Genomic DNA, 17239 nt, shown 5'->3' with positions numbered 1-17239 from the left:
AGTGCTCCCTGGAACATGTGGCGTCAGCAGATCGGAAAGGTGTCGGCGAGATGCCGGGCGACGGTGCGCGGCGGTGCCGAGAAGAAGATCGGATGTGCTGGACGGCGCGTAGCGACTCCGCGACGAGGTGCCGGCCGGTCAGGCCTCGTCGCGGCAGCCAAGGAGAAGGTACGCGCGCCACATGACAGGGTCACCCTATGTGGTGGGACGGGCGGTGGGAAGGCTGGTCCGGACTATGGGATCGGAGTCACCGGATCGGCGACCGGCTACGGCGTACCAGGGCTCGGGGCGTCCCGTCCCACCGGCTCGCCGTCGGTCACCGCACCGGCCAGCTCGACGGTGCCCGGCGCGGCGCCGGGCACGCCGGTCAGCGTCAGGGTGCCGAATCCGGCCCGTACCGCAGCGGGTGTGCCGTCCTCCCGGAAGCAGTAGATGCCCACGTCCAGCGGCGCGTTGAGCGATGCCGAGGTGCTGTCGACCGTGTAGCACGGGCCGGTGGCGCCGGGCAGCGGCTCGGCGGGGGAGACCGCGAGCGGCGCGCGCCTGTCGGTCAGCACCTCCAGCCAGTCGGTGAACGGGTGCTGCACCCGGGGGTCGAGCCGGCGCGGCACCGCGTCGTCGGCGTCACCGAGGCGGACGCAGGTCGCCGCCTGCGCCCAGCCGGCCGAGGGCAGTGCGCACTGGAACAGCCCGTCGGACGTGCCGGCGAGCGAGACGTCCACCGTGCCGGCGTGCCCCCAGCCGGGCACGTCGACCCGCCAGCTGCCGTCGTTGGCGCTGGTGAAGGCCACCGTGCGGGGCGTGCCCTCGGCGGGCGCGAACGCGTACGTGGCGGTGAGGTGCCGGTCCTGCGCCGCGGCGGCCAGCCCGGCCAGTTCCTCGCGGGCGGCGTCGACCTGCACCGGGACCGGGTCGGCGGTGCCGGTGGGCGCTGCCTCGGGGTGGCCGCCGTCGCAGGCGGCCAGCAGTACCGGCAGGGTGAGCGCGAGCACGCCGGTCAGCCGGCGGGCCGCACGTCGATGAGCGTGCACCGGCTCATTCTGCGTCGTGGGGACGGTCCCGGTCAGCCCACCGTACGGCTGTACCGCTTGGCGTGTCGCGTCCCTCCGGGCCGGTGAGCCGCCCCACGCCGGGGCCGGATGGTGGGATCACGCGACCCGGCGTCGCGAACCGCCCGATAGGCTGAGGCGGTCTGACACGCGCCGCCGGACCGAGAGACCCGGCGGCGTCGGCACGCTCAGGGTCGTCGCTGGGAGGGAGTGCACCGTCGTGGCACTCGTGGTGCAGAAGTACGGCGGGTCCTCCGTCGCCAACGCCGAGCGGATCAAGCGGGTGGCCGAGCGCATCGTGGCCGCGCGCAAGGCCGGCGACGACGTGGTGGTGGTGGTGTCCGCCATGGGCGACACCACCGACGAGCTGCTCGACCTGGCCAACCAGGTCAGCCCACTGCCGCCGGGCCGCGAGCTGGACATGCTGCTCACCGCCGGGGAGCGGATCTCCATGGCGCTGCTGGCCATGGCCATCCACAACCTGGGGTACGAGGCACGCTCGTTCACCGGTTCGCAGGCCGGCGTGATCACCACCTCGGTGCACGGCCGGGCCCGGATCATCGATGTGACCCCGGGGCGGCTCAAGGGCGCGCTCGACGAGGGCGCGGTGGTCATCGTCGCCGGTTTCCAGGGCGTCTCGCAGGACACCAAGGACGTCACCACGCTCGGGCGGGGCGGTTCGGACACCACTGCCGTGGCGCTCGCCGCCGCGCTGGAGGCGGACGTCTGCGAGATCTACACCGACGTGGACGGCATCTTCACCGCCGACCCGCGCATCGTGCCGAACGCGCGGCACATCAAGCAGATCACGTACGAGGAGATGCTGGAACTGGCCGCCTGCGGCGCGAAGGTGCTGCACCTGCGCAGCGTCGAGTACGCGCGGCGCGCGGGCTTGCCGATCCACGTCCGTTCGTCATACTCGACCAACACCGGCACGATGGTCACCGGATCGATGGAGGACCTTCCTGTGGAACAGGCACTGATCACCGGGGTCGCCCACGACCGCAGCGAAGCGAAGATCACGATCGTCGGCGTGCCCGACGAGCCGGGCGCCGCCGCGTCGATCTTCGACACCGTGGCCGGCGCGGAGATCAACATCGACATGATCGTGCAGAACGTGTCCACCGAGGGCACCGGCCGCACGGACATCTCGTTCACGCTGCCCAAGGCCGACGGCCCGACCGCGATGACCGCGCTCAGCAAGATCCAGGAGTCGGTCAAGTTCAAGGGCCTGCTGTACGACGACCACGTCGGCAAGGTGTCCCTCATCGGCGCGGGCATGCGCTCGCACCCGGGCGTGGCCGCCGGCTTCTTCGCCGCCCTCGGCGCGGCCGGCGTGAACATCGAGATGATCTCCACGTCGGAGATCCGGGTCTCAGTGGTCTGCCGCGACACCGACCTCGACAAGGCGGTCCGCGCCATCCACGACGCCTTCGAGCTGGGTGGTGACACCGAAGCCGTCGTCTACGCCGGCACCGGGCGGTAACGGGCCATGGCGTCGCTGCCCACCCTCGCCGTGGTCGGGGCGACAGGTGCCGTCGGTACGGTGATGTGCCAGATCCTCTCCTCCCGGCGCAACGTGTGGGGCGAGATCCGGCTGCTCGCGTCCGAGCGGTCGGCCGGCCGGCGCGTGCAGTGCCGGGGCGAGGAGCTGACCGTCCAGGCACTCACCGCCGACGCGTTCGACGGCGTCGACGTGGCGATGTTCGACGTGCCGGACGACGTCTCGGCCCAGTGGGCCCCCGTCGCTGCCGCGCGCGGCGCGGTGGTGGTGGACAACTCCGGCGCCTTCCGGATGGACCGCGACGTCCCGCTCGTGGTCCCCGAGATCAACCCCGAGCAGGTACGCAACAGGCCCAAGGGCATCATCGCCAACGCCAACTGCACCACGCTGGCGATGATCGTGGCGGTCGCGCCACTGCACCGCGAGTACGGGCTGCGCGAGCTGGTGCTCGCGTCGTACCAGGCGGTCTCCGGGGCGGGCCGGGCCGGCGTGGACGCGCTGCACCTCCAGCTCGGCAAGATCGCGGGCGACCGGGTGCTCGGTTCCCGCGCCGGTGACGTGCGACAGGCGGTCGGCGACGAGCTGGGTCCGTTCCCGGCGCCGCTGGCGCTGAACGTCGTACCGTGGGCGGGCTCGCTCGCCGACGGCGGCTGGTCCTCCGAGGAGATGAAGCTGCGCAACGAGTCGCGCAAGATCCTCGGGCTGCCCGACCTCAAGGTGTCCGCCACCTGCGTACGGGTGCCGGTGGTGACCGGCCACTCGGTCGCCGTGCACGCGGTCTTCGCCACCGAGGTGGACGCCGAGGGCGCCCGTGAGGTGTTGCGCAACGCGCCGGGCGTGATCCTGGTCGACGACCCGGCCGCAGGGGAGTTCCCGATGCCGATCGACGCGGTCGGCACGGACCCCTCGTGGGTGGGCCGGATCCGCCGCGCGGTGGACGACCCCCGCGCTCTGGACCTCTTCGTGACCGGCGACAACCTCCGCAAGGGCGCCGCCCTGAACACGGCCCAGATAGCCGAACTCCTCGCCAAGGACCTGACCCGCCCATAACCCGGCCCTCCCGCCCGTCCGGCGGTCCCGTCCGGCGTTGATCTTGCACTTTCGGCCCTGTCTGTGGGTATATGTGGCATTTGTCGGGGCCCGAGTGCAAGATCGCGGGGGAAAAGGTTACGGGGGCGGGGAGGGCGGGGTGGGTCAGGCGGCGGAGAGGTGGACTCCGTCTCGGCCGTGGCGCTTCACGGCGTAGAGGGCCTGGTCGGCCCGGTGCAGGGTGCGTTCGGGAGACTCGCCGGGTCTCGGCAGGGCGATGCCGACGCTGATCGTCCGGCCGGTACGGCGGGCCGCCTCGGTGAGCCGTTCGGCGATCCGGACCGCCTCCTCCGGGCGGCTGACCTCGATCACCGCCACGAACTCGTCGCCGCCGGTCCGGTACAGCTCGTCGCCCTGGCGCAGTGCGCCCTCCAGCGCCCGGGCCAGCCCCACCAGCAGCCGGTCACCGGCCTGGTGGCCGTACGTGTCGTTGACGTCCTTGAACCCGTCCACGTCGATCGCCAGCAGTGCGGTACGCCCCGGCGTGGCGGTGGCGATCCGCTGCCCGAACGGGCCGGTGTGCCGCAGCCCGGTGAGCGGGTCCGAGCTGGCCTGCTCGCGGAGCCGGGCGAGCGTGCGCAGCCGGTCCAGGCAGGTCCACGCCTGCCCGGCGAGCAGCTCGATCAGGTTGACCGTGGTCGGGTCGGGGCGCAGGCGCTGCTCGTCGGCGACGAGCAGCACACCACCGGAGGCCGGTGTGCCGACCGGCACCGCCACGAGTGTGCGCGCGCCGGCCCGGGTCAGCGGCAGGTACTCCTCGGTGGGCGGGTGGCCCGCCTCGCCCAGCGTGTACGCCGAGCCGTACCGGTGGGCCCGGCCGATCATGCGGTCGAGCGCGGCCGGTCCGGCCTCGTCCAGCTCGGCCCGGATCCGCGCCTCCAGTTCGCCCGGGGTGGCGGTGGGCGCGCCGAGGCGTGGGCCGCGCCGGCCGGTGAGCACCAGCACGGCGGCGGAGAGCGCTGACACGTCCCGGGCCGCGGCGAGCGCGGCGGTCATCAGGTCCCAGTCCGTCGGGGCGGCGGTGAACGCGGCGGCGTGCCGCAACAGCTTCTCGCTGCGGCTCTCGGCCGGTGGCCCGCCGAGCGCGGCGATCCGCCCGCCGAGGCGGTCCGCCACCAGTTCGGCGGTCTCCCGCCAGGCCGCGAGCACGACCGGCTCGCTCCACTGGAGGTCGAGCACGCCGATCGGACGGCCGTCCGGGTCGCGTACCGGCACACAGAGTTCGGCGGTGACGTCCGGGCGGACCTCGAGGTAGTCGGGGTCGGCGCCGACGTCGGGCACGGCGGCGGTGATCCCGGAGGCGTAGACCCGCCGCACCACCGAGGGTTCGGGCCGGTGGCGGCCCGGCGGGGCGCCGTCGGCGGTGGCCGGTACGTGCGAGAACACCTGCCAGGCGCCGGTGGCGGCGACGCAGCGCAGACGGTCGTGGACGCGGAGCAGGACGGTGGCGGTCGCCGGGGTGTGCCGGGCGAGCGCGGCGACGGTCCACTGGCACGCCTCCGGGACGGTGGACGCCGTGGGGAGGCGCACCGTGACGTCGCGGAGGACTCGCTCGTGATCCACGTCGTTCCTGCTCGGAGGGGGTCGGGTCGCGATCAAGGGTACTCAGCGCAACCGCCGCCGACCTTCGTACACATGTGCTATCCACAGGCTGTGGACGCAGCCTGTGGGCAGGATCGGGCCTGCGCGAGGAGGGCGCGCGGCGATAGCGTGAGGGCCCGGGCACCCGAGGAGGCGCACCGATGCTCATCGCCCAGCTCAGCGACCCGCACGTGACCACCGGCCCGCTCGCGGCCGATCCGGCGTCCGGGCTGCACCGGGCGCTCGGCGCGGTGCTCGCGCTGCGTCCCCGGCCCGACTGCGTGGTGATCACCGGCGACCTCACCGCCAACGGCCGACCGGACGAATACCTCGCCCTGCGCGAGATCGTCGGCGCGTTCCCGCTGCCTGTGCACCTGGTGACCGGCAACCACGACGACCGTGAGTCGCTGCTCGACACGTTCGGCGGCACCGCGTACCTGGCCGGTGGCTTCTCGGCGCACTACCACGTCGACCTGCCGGACGCGACGCTCGTGGTGCTCGACTCGCTCACCCCGGGCAGCCCCGGCGGACGGCTGGGCGACGAGCAACTCGCCTGGCTGGACGGGGTGCTCGCCGGGCGTACCGACGCGCCCGCCGTCGTGTGCCTGCACCATCCGCCGGTCGCGGTGGGCGTTCCGGGCATGGACGCGATGGGTCTCGCCGACGCCGACGCGCTCGCCGCAGTGGTCGGCCGGCACCCCCATGTCGTACGCGTCGCCGCGGGGCACCTGCACCGCCAGGTGACCAGCGCGTTCGCCGGTACTGTGCTGACCACCGCGCCGAGCACCTGGATCCAGGTGAGCCTCAGCATGACCGAGGAGGAGGAACCGGGGTTCGTCGCCGAGCCGACCGCCTTCCTGCTGCACCTGATCGCCGACGGCGGCTGTGTGACGCACACCGTCCAGGTCAGCCACGCCGCCGGGCGCACCTGCTGGTTCTGAGCCGCGCCGCCGATGCTCTGGTACGTCGCGTACGGCTCGAACCTGCACGCCGCCCGGCTCGGCTGGTATCTGCGTGGTGGGTGTCCACCGGGCGGGTTGCGCACGTACCCCGGCTGCCGGGACCGCCGGCCGCCGCGCCGGACGGTTCCGGTGCTGATCGACGGCGGCGTCTACTTCGCCGGGGAGTCGCGGGCCTGGACCGGCGGTATGGCGTTCTACGACCCGCTGCTGCCCGGCCGGACGGCGGCGCGCGGCTATCTGGTGACCGTCGAGCAGTTCGCTGACATCGCCGCGCAGGAGATGTACCGGCCGCCCGGCGCCGACCTGGCCGGGATCGTTGCGGCGGTCGAGACCGGGCGGGCGACGCTCGGGCCGGGCCGCTACGAGACGCTGCTGCGCGTCGGCGTCCACGAGGATCTGCCGATGCTCACGTTCACCGCGCCGCACCGGGCGGTGGAGGTTCCCTGGACCCGGCCCGCCCCGGTCTATCTCGGGATGCTGGCGCGCGGGCTGCGCGACGCGCACGGCTGGGACGCCCCGCAGACCGTCGGCTACCTGGCGGGCCGGCCGGGGATCGCCGGAAGGTGGACCCGGCCCGCGTTGCGCAGGCTCGTCGGCACCGCCCACAGCGGACCTCGGACCGGCACGCCCGGCAGTGAGTCGAGTTCGGACAGTTCGCTCGATATGCCGGGCCGTCGGACATGAACGACCGTTCGGTCCGCGATGGGTGTCCGGCAGGAGGTGATTCCGGCAGGGACGGTTGCCAGCGCAAGGATTTCCGCGTGACATGAGCGTCGGCGCCGGCTCCCTGTCCCTGGGAGCCGGCGCCTTCGGCGGGGGCGGGCATCGACGGCGTGCGCCGCGCGGAATTTCACCTGACCGTCATGTCCGACTCGTCCGGCAGACCGGTACGGACCGTCCGACGCAACGACGATTCCTGATGCCGCCCCGTTCGACCTGGCGGCCGGTGGATGAGAAGCTACCCCGGCGGGCGGCGTTCCCCCGAGTACCGCCCTCCGCGATCGACACCTGTCACGGCACGGATCAGGGTCGCCGGGCGAACCATCGCCCGGACCGCCACATACCGGCATCTCACGAGGAGTTTCATGTCCGTCACCGGGATGCGACGCCGGGCCGCCGTCGGCCTGGCCGCACTCGCCGTGACCGCGTTCACCGCGGTCGCCGTCACCCCCGACCAGGCCGAGGCCCGCCCGAAGCCGGTCGACGTCCAATTGCTCGCGATCAACGACTTCCACGGCAACCTGGAGCCGCCGACCGGCTCCAGCGGCACCATCGAGGGCCAGCCGGCCGGTGGCGCGGAATACCTGGCCAGCCACCTGAAGTCGATGCGCGCCGCCGCCAAGCAGCAGGGCAAGGGCACCGTCACCGTCGCCGCCGGTGACCTGATCGGCGCCTCGCCGCTGCTCTCCGCCGCGTTCCACGACGAGCCCACCATCGAGGAGATGAACCTCGTCGGGCTGGAGTTCGCGAGCGTCGGCAACCACGAGTTCGACGAGGGCGCGGCCGAGTTGCTGCGCATGCAGCGCGGTGGCTGCCACCCGGTGGACGGCTGCGCCGACGGCACCCCGTTCGGCGGCGCCAAGTTCAAGTACCTCTCGGCGAACGCCTTCAAGACCTCCACCGGCCTGCCGCTGATGCAGCCGTTCGGCATCAAGATCGTCAAGGGTGTCCCGATCGGCTTCATCGGGATGACCCTTGAGGGCACCCCGAACATCGTCAGCCAGCAGGGCGTCGCCGGCCTGCGGTTCACCGACGAGGCCGACACCGCCAACAAGTACGCCCGGATCCTGCGCCTGCTCGGGGTCAAGAGCATCGTCGTGCTGCTGCACGAGGGCGGCGTGCAGAACGGCGGCGGCATCAACGACTGCACCGGGTTCAGCGGCCCGATCGTCGACATCGCCAACCGGATGGACCCGTCCATCGACGTGATCGTCAGCGGGCACACCCACGCCGCGTACAACTGCAACATCAACGGCAAGCTCGTCACCAGCGCCAGCTCGTTCGGCCGCCTGGTCACCAAGATCGACCTGAAGATCGACCCGCGTACCCGCGACGTGGTCACCGCGTCCGCGAACAACGTGGTGGTCACCCGGGACGTCGAGCCGGACCGGCCCTCGACCGACCTGATCAACCGGTACAAGACCGCGCTCGGCCCGGTGGCCGACCGGGTGGTCGGCGAGACCACCGCCGCGATCACCAAGACCCAGGAGAACCTGTACCAGACCGGGGTCGACGCCAACGGCAAGCCGACGTACCAGACCGGTGAGTCGCCGCTGGGCAACCTGATCGCCGACGCGCAGCTCGCCGCCACCGACACCGAGCAGAACGCGGTCGCCGCGTTCATGAACCCCGGTGGCGTCCGCGCCGACCTCGACGCCGGCCCGGTCACCTACGCCGAGGCGTTCACCGTGCAGCCGTTCGCCAACAACCTGGTGACGCTGGACCTGACCGGCGCGCAGCTCTACTGCATGCTGGAGCAGCAGTTCACGGTGGCGCGTGTGCTCTACGCGTCCTCGACCGTCAACTACGTCGTGGACGTCAACGGCACCACCGCGCCGGCCGGCACGCCGTGCGCCGGCACCCGGGTGGTCCGGGGCAGCCTCACCATCAACGGCACCCCGGTGACCGACACCGCCACCTACCGGGTCACCGTGAACAACTTCCTCGCCGGTGGCGGCGACGGCTTCAGCGTCCTGACCGGTGGCACCAACGCGGTGACCGGCCAGATCGACCTGGACGCCTTCACCGCGTACCTGACCGAGAAGTCGCCGGTCTCCCCGCCGGCGCTGGACCGGATCCGCACGACCACCGAGGTCGCCGCCGGCTGACGGCCGGCCGCATCGCCGACGGGCCCCGGAGCGTTCGCTCCGGGGCCCGTTCGCGTGTCAGCCGACCCGGGCCGGCTCGGGCGCCTCGGCGGCCGTCAGGCGGCCGTCCTGCGCGGCGGTGAGCAGCGGGCGCAGCGACAGCGCGAGCAGCGAGGCGGCCAGGCAGCCGCCCACCACCACCGCCACCCAGACCCGGCCGTTCGCCGCGCCGATCAGCGGTCCGGCGGTGACCGGGCCGACCACGCCGCTGATCCCGAAGATCATCGAACTCATCGCGTTGTACCGGCCGCGCAGCTCGTCGGTGGCCAGCGCGTTGGTGAGCGCGGGCATGACCGGCGACAGCATCGTCTCGCCGAACCCGAAGATCGCCGAACAGGCCACCACGCCGAGCGCCGCGAGCACCGCGTTGCCGCTGCCCACCACCCCCGCCGCGCCGAGCACCAGCCACGCGCCGGCGAAGACCGCGCCGACTGTGGCGAGTGCACGGGTACGGCTGCGCCCCTCCAGCCGCCGGATCACCAGTAGCTGCGAGAGCACGATCATCACGGTGTTCGCGGCGAGCGCCCACGCCACCACCCGGGGCGTCACCTCGACCACCCGGACCGAGTACGCCGCGAAGCCCACCTCGATCTGCGCGTACCCGCAGGTGGTCAGCACCAGGCCGAAGACGACCAGGCGGCGGAACGGCCGGTCCCGCAGCACCGTGAGGTAGCCGCCGCTCCTCCGGCCGGGGGACTCCGCGTCCTCGGCCAGGATCGGCCGGTGCCCCACGTGCGGCAGCGTGAGCAGGATCAGGGCCGGAGTCAGGTAGCTCACCGCGTCCAGCAGGTAGATCACCTCGAAGGTGATCGGACGGGCCACGTCGACCACCGCGCCGGAGATCAGACCGCCGGTGCCGATGCCCAGGTTGAGCAGCGCGAAGTTGAGCCCGAAGACACGCTGCCGCTCGCCGTCACCGGTCAGCGAGGCGAGGATCGTGTTTTGCCCGGCCCAGATCGCCGAACTGCCCACCGCGACGACCGTCATCACGCCGAACGCCGAGGCGGTCGAGTCGACCAGCGCCAGCGAGCCGGTCCCGATCGCCTCGATCACCAGGCAGGGCAACACCACCCGGCGCGCGCCGAACCGGTCGATGAACGTGCCGGCCAGCGGCGACAGAGCGAGCGTGACAGCGCCGAACCAGCCGATCACCAGCCCGGCCCGGGTGTCGGTCAGACCGCGTACGTCGGTGAGGTAGATGAACAGGAACGGCAGGGTGAGGCCGCGCCCGATCGCGGAGAACAGAGTGCCGAGCAGGATCCGGCTGGCTTCGGGACGGGCGGGCAGGGCACGGCGCAGCATGGCAGGGATTCTGTTCGGCGGGTACGACTGTCGCGACCCGTTTACCCCTTACACACGTGGTCGCCGGGCCGGAAGGTGAGCGATCACACGTCCTCTGCCATGCTGACCCGGTGACGACGACCTGGCGGCACCTGCCCGCACCGGCCCGCGAGATCGCCGCGACGGCCACCGACGCGGTGAGCGCCGCGCAGGCCCGCGACGCCGAAGCGTACGCCCCGGCCGTCCAGCGGCTGGCCGCCGCCGACCGGGCCGGACTGGTGCTCGGCGGCGTGGTCCGGCTGCTGCTGGAGGAGGGGCACCCGGACGGGCTGGACGGCGACGACGTACGCCAGGTGCTCGAACAGTGCGTCCGCTCGGCGGCGTCCTGGTGGCCCGACGTCGACCCGCACGTGCTGCTGGTGCTGCTGGCCGGCGCGCTCGGCGTCTACGACCCGGGCGACGACGAGAACCCGCCCGACCCGGCGGCGATCGCGCGGCACGCGCCGCTGCTGGTGGCCGACCTGCTGGCGGTCACCGGGCGGCCGTTCGCCGAGTATCTGACCGTCGCGTTCGCCGAGGTGGCGCGGACCGAACTGCACGACTGACGGTCCTGTTGTCCGGCGGCTTACGGGCTGGCGGCCAGGAAGACGAACGCGGCGAGCAGCACCAGGTGCACCCCGCCCTGGAGCACAGTCGCCCGCCCCGGCACCACGGTGAGGACAGCTGTCACGGCGGTCAGCGCCAGCAGCGTCATCTGGGTGCCGCCCAGGCCCAGGACCAGCGGCCCGTCCAGCCAGATCGAGGCGATCGCGATGGCCGGGATGGTCAGGCCGATGCTGGCCATGGCCGAGCCGAGCGCGAGATTGAGGCTGATCTGGACCCGGTCCCGCCGTGCCGCCCGGGCGGCGGCGAGCGTCTCCGGCAGCAGCACCAGCAGCGCGATGACCACGCCGACGAACGCCTGCGGCAGGTTCGCCGCGCTGACCGCCGTCTCGATCGCCGGGGAGATCGTCTTCGCGTCGCCGACCACCGCTACCAGCGCCACCACCAGTAGCGCCAGGCTGGCCAGTGCGGTACGCGTGGACGGCGGCTCGGCGTGCCCGTCACCGTCCTTGTCCTCGGCGAGGATGCTGCCCTCCTGGGTCACCGGGAGGAAGTAGTCGCGGTGCCGGCCGGTCTGCACCATGACGAACAGCAGGTAGAGCGCCAGCGAGGCGACCGCCGCGAAGGCGAGCTGCGCCGGGGAGAACTCCGGTCCCGGCCGGCTCGTGGTGAACGTCGGCACCACGAGGCTGAGCGTGGCGAGCGTGGCCACAGTGGCGAGCGCCCCGCCGGTGCCCTCCGGATTGAACACCGCGACCTGCCGCCGCAGCGCGCCGAGCAGCAGCGACAGGCCCAGGATGCCGTTGCAGGTGATCATGATGGCGGCGAAGACGGTGTCCCGCGCCAGCGCCTGCGTCTTGTCCCCGCCGCTGATCATAAGCGTGACGATCAGACCGACTTCGATCACGGTGACCGCCACCGCGAGCACGAGTGACCCGTACGGCTCACCGACCTTGTGCGCGACCACCTCGGCGTGGTGCACAGCTGCCAGTACGGCGACTGCGAGCAGGGCAGCCACCACGAAGATGAGCGGGCCGGGCAACTCCCGTCCCCAGGTCATCACGAGCACGAGCACGGCGACCAGGGGCGCGACGGTGGTCCAATCGGTCAGGCGGGATCGGATCATCGGCGGCATGCGCATACTTTGCCAGGAGGCAGGGGCAACCGCGGGTGGCGGGGTGGCTTCGGGCGGTTCCGTCGATCTATTCGGTGGCGCCGGAGATCGAGACCGGCTCCGCCAAGCGGGCGGGCAGATCGCGAAGGTCGGCGATCACCGGCCCGATCCAGCCGGGGTCGGTGTCCTGGTGTTCGGTGGTCCGGAGCACCGTCATGCCGACCGCCGCCGCGCCGGCCAGCTCACCGTCCGCGCCGTCGCCCACGTACACGCAGCCGGCCGGCGAGACGCCCAGCCGCTCCGCGGCGGTGCGGTAGATCGCCGGGTCCGGCTTGGCCAGCCCGACCGCACAGGAGAAGACCGCGACGTCGAAGCGCCGGGCCAGCGGGCCGCCCGCCCACGCCTCGGCCGTCTCGGAGGTGGCGTTGCTGATCAGGGCCAGCCGGTGCCCGCGCTCGCGCAACGCGTCGAGTACGTCCAGCGTGACGGGCGAGACGCGGCCCAGCACCCGGTGGGCGAGAGTCAGCCGATGCGCGGCGGCCCGGGTCACCTGCTCATCAGTGGGCGAGCCGCCGAGACGCCCGGCGAGGATGCGTACCGTCTCCGCCGCGTTCCACCGGACCAGGCGGTCCCGCCAGGTGGCGTGGTACGCGGAGACGAGCGCCGCCGGATCCACCCCGACGATGAGCGCCATCTCGCCGACCACGCGGTCCCGCTCGTCGTCGGCGCCGTGGACCAGGGTGTGGAAGAGGTCGAAGACGACCGGCCGTGGCATGGCGAGATCCTACTGCGACGGTGATCGGTGCGGGAAAACGCAGAGAGCACATCCGATCGATCGGATGTGCTCTCTTACCTCTGGTCGGGGTGGCCGGATTCGAACCGACGACCTCTTCGTCCCGAACGAAGCGCGCTACCAAGCTGCGCCACACCCCGAGGCGTGCCGACAAATAGTAGCCCACCCGCCCGCACGGTCAAACTCGGTACCCCCCGCCCCGCGTACCCGGCAGATCTTGGTACGGAACGGCCCTCCGGGGGGCGGGCGCGTACCAAGATCTGCCGGGGGAGCGGGAGTGGTCAGCGGGGGATCAGGGTGAGGATGCTGGCCTCTGGGGGGCAGGAGAAGCGGATCGGGGCGGTGGGGTGGGTGCCGAGGCCGGCGGAGACGTGCAGCCAGGAGTCCGAGCCGGGCCAGCGGTGCAGCCCGCGCGCCATCGACCGGGGCAGCCCGCAGTTGGTCACCAGGGCGCCGTACCCGGGCACGCAGACCTGGCCGCCGTGGGTGTGCCCGGCGAGCAGCAGGCCGAAGCCGTCGGCGGCCATCCGGTCCAGCACCACGGGCTCGGGGGAGTGGGACAACGCGATCGACAGCGCCGCGTCGCCACTGACCGGGCCGGCCACGGCGTCGTAGTCGTCCCGTTCGATGTGCGGGTCGTCCACGCCCGCCAGCTCGATCTCCCGCCCGCCGGCCTTGAGCGTGGTGCGGGCGTTGTTCAGGTCCGCCCAGCCGGCGCCGGTGAGGATGTCGCTCAGTTCCTCGTGCGGCAGCGGCACGCCCTCGGTGTACTCCCGGCCGGGCAGGAAGTAGGTGAAGGGGTTCTTGAAGACCGGGCCGGTGTAGTCGTTGGAGCCGAAGACGAACGCGCCGGGCAGGTCGAGCAGCGGTTGCAGGGCGCGCAGCACGCCCGGCACCGACCCCGGGTGCGCCATGTTGTCGCCGGTGACCACGACCAGGTCGGGGTCGAGCGCGGCCAGCGAGGCCACCCAGTCCTGCTTGCGTCGCTGGTCGGGCATCATGTGCAGGTCGGAGAGGTGCAGCACCCGCAGCGGTTCGGCGTCGGTCGGGAGCACCGGCACGTCGTACCGGCGGAGGGTGAACATGTTGCGCTCGATGAGCGACGCGTACGCCAGGGTGGCTGCGCCGGCGGCGACGGTTCCGGCCGCGAGCCGGAATAGTGTGCGCTTTCGCATGGCGTTCAGGGTAGTTTCACCGTCCATGAGCACGCTGAAGGACCGTCTCACCGCCGACATGCGCGCCGCTCTCAAGGCGCGCGACGGGCTGACCACCTCCACGCTGCGGATGGCCCTGGCCGCCGTGGGCAACGCCGAGGTCGCCGGCCGGGAAAAGCGCGAGCTCAGCGACGACGAGGTGCTCGCCGTGCTGACCAAGGAGGCGAAGAAGCGCCGCGAGGCGGCGGTGGCGTTCGCCGACGCGGGGCGCGCCGAGCAGGCCGGCAAGGAGACCGCCGAGGGTGAGGTGCTGGAGCGCTATCTGCCCAAGCAGCTCTCCGAGGAGGAACTCGCCGAGCTGGTCTCGGGGGCTCTCGCCGCGGGCGGCTTCACCGGCAAGGCGCAGATGGGCCCGGCCATGAAGGCGGCCCAGGCCGCGGTGGCCGGCCGGGCCGAGGGTGGTCGGGTCGCCGCCGAGGTACGCCGCCAGCTCGGCCTCTGACCCGGCGCTCGCGTAGCGCGGAAACGGCGACGGCCACCTCCCGCGGGAGGTGGCCGTCGCCGTTTGCTGTCGGGATCAGTTCCCCGGTCGTGCCGGTCTGCCGTTACCCGGGCCACCCGGCCGGTCCGGTGTCGCGGTGCCGCCCTGCTCCGGGGTGCCCTGGCCGGAGCTGACCTCGATCATCACCACGCCACCCTTGATGGTGCGGCCGTCAGGGCTGGTGCCGGCGGCGGTGCCGGCCGGGCACTCCGACGGCACCTTGTTGCTGGAGACCACCGGCTCGAAGCCGGCACCCTTCAGCCGGGACTTCGCGGTCTCGATGGACTCGCACTTCACGCCCGGGATGGAGCGTTGGTCACCCAGGACGATCTTGCCGCTGGGGGACGTGAAGTTCTTCCGCTCCTTGCCCTTCATGGCGTCCCGCAGCGTCTGGTAGACGGCCGGGTTGATGCCGGTGGGCGTGTCGTGGCCCATCTTCTGGTTGGTCTGCGGCCAGTCCGGGTCGGCCATGATGCCGGCCACCGCGTACTGCTTGGTCATCGCGACCAGGGCGGAGGTCTTCTCCGAGTCGGTGGTGCCGGACTTGCCGGCCACCGGCGCGTCGACGATGTTGCGGACGTTGCCGGCGGTGGCGGTGCCGCACTTCGTGGTGGAGGAGCGGTCACCGACCGGGCAGCGCGCGGCGTCCACGGCGGCGCGGGCCACCTCGGTGCTGACCCGCTGCTCGCAGCGCGGGTTGGCGACGTCCAGCTTCTCGCCGTCCGGGCCGCGGATCTCCTGCACCGGGATCGGCTCGCAGTACTTGCCGTCGGCGGCGAGCGTGGCGTACGCGTTCGCCAGCTCCAGCGGCGTGGTCTGGGAGACGCCGAGGCTGAACGCGCCCCACTGGTGCGGGTTGGCGGCGAGCTGCGCGTCACTCGACGAGCGGAACGTGATGCCGAGCTTCTGCGCGGCCTTCACCACGTTCTCCGCGCCGACCCGCTGCTGGAGGTCGATGAAGAACGTGTTGACCGAGAAGCCGAAGCCGCTCCACATGTTGTGGGGGCCGGCCATCGAGGCGTTGGCGTTCTTCGGGCAGTACTTGCTGGTGCCCGGGCAGGCGGCGGGCGAGTTGAACTCGACCGGGTAGTCCGACTTGAACACCGGCTGCGCGTTGATGCTGTAGCTGAGCGGGTAGCCCTTCTCCAGCGCGGCCACCAGCGTGAAGATCTTGAAGGTCGAGCCGGCCTGGTAGCCGGCGATGCCGGGGCCGCCGGTGACCAGCGGGTTCACCGTGTTGGGGTAGTTGCCCCGGATCTTCTTCTTGGCCTTCTTCGGGTCACTGGAGATCTTGTTCTGCGGGTCGGCCGGGTCGTCGAGCTTGAAGTTCCGGTTCACCGCCACGGCACGGACCCGGCCGGTGCCCGGCTCGACGGCGGCCACCATCCGGGCTGCCTTGCTGCTCTCGCCGAGCTTGTTGCGGACGGCCTTGTCGGCACCCTTCTGCGCCTGGACGTCCAGCGTGGAGATGATGGTGTAGCCGCCGCTCTTGAGCCGCCGCTCACGGTCGTACGAGGTGGCGCCGAACGTCTCCTGCTGGAGCCACCAGCGGTAGAGGTAGTCGCAGAAGAAGCCCCACGAGCGGGTGGTGGTCTGGGTGCAGCCGTTCGGGGTGCGCTTGCCCTTGACCTGGAGCTTGATCTTCTTGGCGGCGTCCGCCTCCTGCTGGGTGATCGCGCCGATCTGCACCATGTTGGCGATGACGTAGTCGCGCCGGCCGACCGCCTCCGGGTAGCCCGCCTTGGTGGTCGGGTCGAACGCGGTGGGTGCTTTCACCATGCCGGCGAGCATCGCCGACTCCTGGATGTCGAGCTTGCTCGGCGGCTTGTTGAAGTAGACCTGGCTGGCCGCCCAGATGCCGTACGCGCTGTTGCCGAACGCGGCGATGTTCAGGTAGCGCCGGAGGATCTCGTCCTTGGAGAGCTCCTTGTCGACCTGGAGCGCCAGGCTCATCTCGCGCAGCTTGCGGCCGCTGGTGTCCTCGGTCGCGGCGACGACGTCGGCCGGGTGCGTGGCCGAGTAGGAGATGGCCAGCCGGACGTACTGCATCGTGAGCGTCGACGCGCCCTGCCGGGAGGAGCCGGCGGCCTGGTTGTTGACGAAGGCCCGCGCCACACCGTTGATGTCCACGCCGTTGTGCTTGTAGAAGTCGTGGTCCTCGGCCGCGATGATGGCGTTCTTCATGTGCGGCGAGATGTCCTCGAACTTGACGTCCTTGCGGTTCTCGTCGTACATCGTGGCCAGCACGGTCTTGCCGTCGGCCGCGAGCAACTTGGTGATCTGCGGCGCCCGGGCGACTGCCAGCTCCTTCGGCAGCGCCTCGAACGTCTCCGCCCCCGCCTTCGCGGCCAGGCCGGACATCGCCGCCACGGGGAAGGCCGCCGCAGCGACCACCACTCCGGCCAACAGGCCGCAGATCAGCAGCGATGCGGCGTTGGTCAGCACGTTGTGGTCACGTTTCCGCATCCAGGTCACCTCGACAGGGTACGCGAGTAGGGAATGGCGGGCGCGCGGGGAACTTTCCCCATTTCCTGCACGCGCCGGCCTCGTTGTGCTAAACGCACGAGCCCTGGTCCGAGGTTGCGTGGGATCCGGCGGAAGTCTCGCCGAAGTCCGGGAGCGGCGCAGCGTTTTCACGTAGTCGGGCGGGGTAGTCGCGGGGCGAAAGCCCGGGAAGCCGGGAGTGTCCGGAATGATGGAT

The 17239-nt window shown here is 71.9% G+C and carries 14 protein-coding genes and 1 tRNA gene; 7 read left to right on the top strand and 8 right to left on the bottom strand.

Features of this window, described 5'->3' with window-relative positions; translation table 11 throughout:
• Window positions 1-266: 266 nt before the first annotated feature.
• Entirely contained in the window at window positions 267-1031 is a 765-nt protein-coding gene (locus O7622_RS03090; RefSeq protein WP_282311770.1) for a hypothetical protein, read from the bottom strand.
• A 238-nt stretch (window positions 1032-1269) separates the two neighbouring features.
• On the opposite strand from O7622_RS03090, the gene O7622_RS03085 reads away from it, so the two are divergent.
• Window positions 1270-2535, top strand: coding sequence for an aspartate kinase (locus O7622_RS03085; RefSeq protein WP_013289039.1), 1266 nt, complete (start codon window positions 1270-1272; stop codon window positions 2533-2535).
• 6 nt (window positions 2536-2541) lie between these two features.
• Window positions 2542-3603, top strand: a complete 1062-nt coding sequence (locus tag O7622_RS03080) for an aspartate-semialdehyde dehydrogenase (RefSeq protein ID WP_282311769.1) — start codon at window positions 2542-2544, stop codon at window positions 3601-3603.
• Between the two features lie 144 nt (window positions 3604-3747).
• Here the strand turns inward: O7622_RS03080 and O7622_RS03075 are convergent, their stop codons facing one another.
• Complete coding sequence (locus tag O7622_RS03075) at window positions 3748-5205, bottom strand: diguanylate cyclase (protein ID WP_282311768.1); 1458 nt, start codon at window positions 5203-5205, stop codon at window positions 3748-3750.
• A 179-nt stretch (window positions 5206-5384) separates the two neighbouring features.
• Between O7622_RS03075 and O7622_RS03070 the strand changes: the two genes are divergently transcribed.
• From O7622_RS03070 to O7622_RS03060, 3 genes are all read left to right on the top strand, one after another.
• Entirely contained in the window at window positions 5385-6164 is a 780-nt protein-coding gene (locus O7622_RS03070; RefSeq protein WP_282311767.1) for a phosphodiesterase, read from the top strand.
• A gap of 12 nt (window positions 6165-6176) precedes the next feature.
• Window positions 6177-6869, top strand: coding sequence for a histone deacetylase (locus O7622_RS03065; protein WP_282311766.1), 693 nt, complete (start codon window positions 6177-6179; stop codon window positions 6867-6869).
• A gap of 401 nt (window positions 6870-7270) precedes the next feature.
• Window positions 7271-9013: a bifunctional metallophosphatase/5'-nucleotidase gene (locus O7622_RS03060; protein ID WP_282311765.1), complete on the top strand. Its 1743-nt coding sequence runs from the start codon at window positions 7271-7273 to the stop codon at window positions 9011-9013.
• Window positions 9014-9070: 57 nt separating this feature from the next.
• On the opposite strand, the gene O7622_RS03055 is transcribed toward O7622_RS03060, so the two are convergent.
• Window positions 9071-10354, bottom strand: coding sequence for an MFS transporter (locus O7622_RS03055; protein WP_282311764.1), 1284 nt, complete (start codon window positions 10352-10354; stop codon window positions 9071-9073).
• A 110-nt stretch (window positions 10355-10464) separates the two neighbouring features.
• On the opposite strand from O7622_RS03055, the gene O7622_RS03050 reads away from it, so the two are divergent.
• Window positions 10465-10938 carry a hypothetical protein gene (locus tag O7622_RS03050; protein WP_282311763.1) on the top strand — a complete coding sequence of 158 codons (474 nt, stop codon included), beginning with the start codon at window positions 10465-10467 and terminating at the stop codon, window positions 10936-10938.
• 20 nt (window positions 10939-10958) lie between these two features.
• On the opposite strand, the gene O7622_RS03045 is transcribed toward O7622_RS03050, so the two are convergent.
• The 4 genes from O7622_RS03045 to O7622_RS03030 form a co-directional block, all read right to left on the bottom strand.
• Window positions 10959-12062, bottom strand: a complete 1104-nt coding sequence (locus tag O7622_RS03045; RefSeq protein WP_222947868.1) for an ionic transporter y4hA — start codon at window positions 12060-12062, stop codon at window positions 10959-10961.
• 76 nt (window positions 12063-12138) lie between these two features.
• Window positions 12139-12825, bottom strand: a complete 687-nt coding sequence (locus O7622_RS03040) for an HAD family hydrolase (RefSeq protein WP_282311762.1) — start codon at window positions 12823-12825, stop codon at window positions 12139-12141.
• A gap of 81 nt (window positions 12826-12906) precedes the next feature.
• Window positions 12907-12983, bottom strand: a tRNA-Pro gene (locus tag O7622_RS03035).
• 141 nt (window positions 12984-13124) lie between these two features.
• Window positions 13125-14018 (bottom strand): metallophosphoesterase, encoded by an 894-nt coding sequence (locus tag O7622_RS03030; RefSeq protein ID WP_282311761.1) that lies wholly within the window; start codon window positions 14016-14018, stop codon window positions 13125-13127.
• A 25-nt stretch (window positions 14019-14043) separates the two neighbouring features.
• Here O7622_RS03030 and O7622_RS03025 point away from each other — a divergent pair, with 25 nt between their 5' ends.
• Window positions 14044-14499: a GatB/YqeY domain-containing protein gene (locus O7622_RS03025; protein WP_282311760.1), complete on the top strand. Its 456-nt coding sequence runs from the start codon at window positions 14044-14046 to the stop codon at window positions 14497-14499.
• Window positions 14500-14574: 75 nt separating this feature from the next.
• Here O7622_RS03025 and O7622_RS03020 read toward each other — a convergent pair whose 3' ends face one another.
• Window positions 14575-17004, bottom strand: a complete 2430-nt coding sequence (locus tag O7622_RS03020; RefSeq protein ID WP_282311759.1) for a transglycosylase domain-containing protein — start codon at window positions 17002-17004, stop codon at window positions 14575-14577.
• Between the last annotated feature and the right edge of the window lie 235 nt (window positions 17005-17239).

It is taken from the genome of Micromonospora sp. WMMD1076 (assembly GCF_029581475.1).
Taxonomy (GTDB): Bacteria; Actinomycetota; Actinomycetes; order Mycobacteriales; family Micromonosporaceae; genus Micromonospora; species Micromonospora aurantiaca.
The sequence above is the reverse complement of the archived record's forward strand: the minus strand, read 5'-3'. Positions and strand labels throughout refer to the sequence as shown.

What these genes read in the sequence shown, in the direction of transcription:
- O7622_RS03060 (WP_282311765.1), top strand. Translation starts at nt 7,271, where the DNA reads ATGTCCGTCACCGGGATGCGACGCCGGGCCGCCGTCGGCCTGGCCGCA.
- O7622_RS03055 (WP_282311764.1), bottom strand. Translation starts at nt 10,354, where the DNA reads ATGCTGCGCCGTGCCCTGCCCGCCCGTCCCGAAGCCAGCCGGATCCTG.
- O7622_RS03070 (WP_282311767.1), top strand. Translation starts at nt 5,385, where the DNA reads ATGCTCATCGCCCAGCTCAGCGACCCGCACGTGACCACCGGCCCGCTC.
- O7622_RS03025 (WP_282311760.1), top strand. Translation starts at nt 14,044, where the DNA reads ATGAGCACGCTGAAGGACCGTCTCACCGCCGACATGCGCGCCGCTCTC.
- O7622_RS03080 (WP_282311769.1), top strand. Translation starts at nt 2,542, where the DNA reads ATGGCGTCGCTGCCCACCCTCGCCGTGGTCGGGGCGACAGGTGCCGTC.
- O7622_RS03065 (WP_282311766.1), top strand. Translation starts at nt 6,177, where the DNA reads ATGCTCTGGTACGTCGCGTACGGCTCGAACCTGCACGCCGCCCGGCTC.
- O7622_RS03045 (WP_222947868.1), bottom strand. Translation starts at nt 12,062, where the DNA reads ATGATCCGATCCCGCCTGACCGATTGGACCACCGTCGCGCCCCTGGTC.
- O7622_RS03040 (WP_282311762.1), bottom strand. Translation starts at nt 12,825, where the DNA reads ATGCCACGGCCGGTCGTCTTCGACCTCTTCCACACCCTGGTCCACGGC.
- O7622_RS03020 (WP_282311759.1), bottom strand. Translation starts at nt 17,004, where the DNA reads ATGCGGAAACGTGACCACAACGTGCTGACCAACGCCGCATCGCTGCTG.
- O7622_RS03030 (WP_282311761.1), bottom strand. Translation starts at nt 14,018, where the DNA reads ATGCGAAAGCGCACACTATTCCGGCTCGCGGCCGGAACCGTCGCCGCC.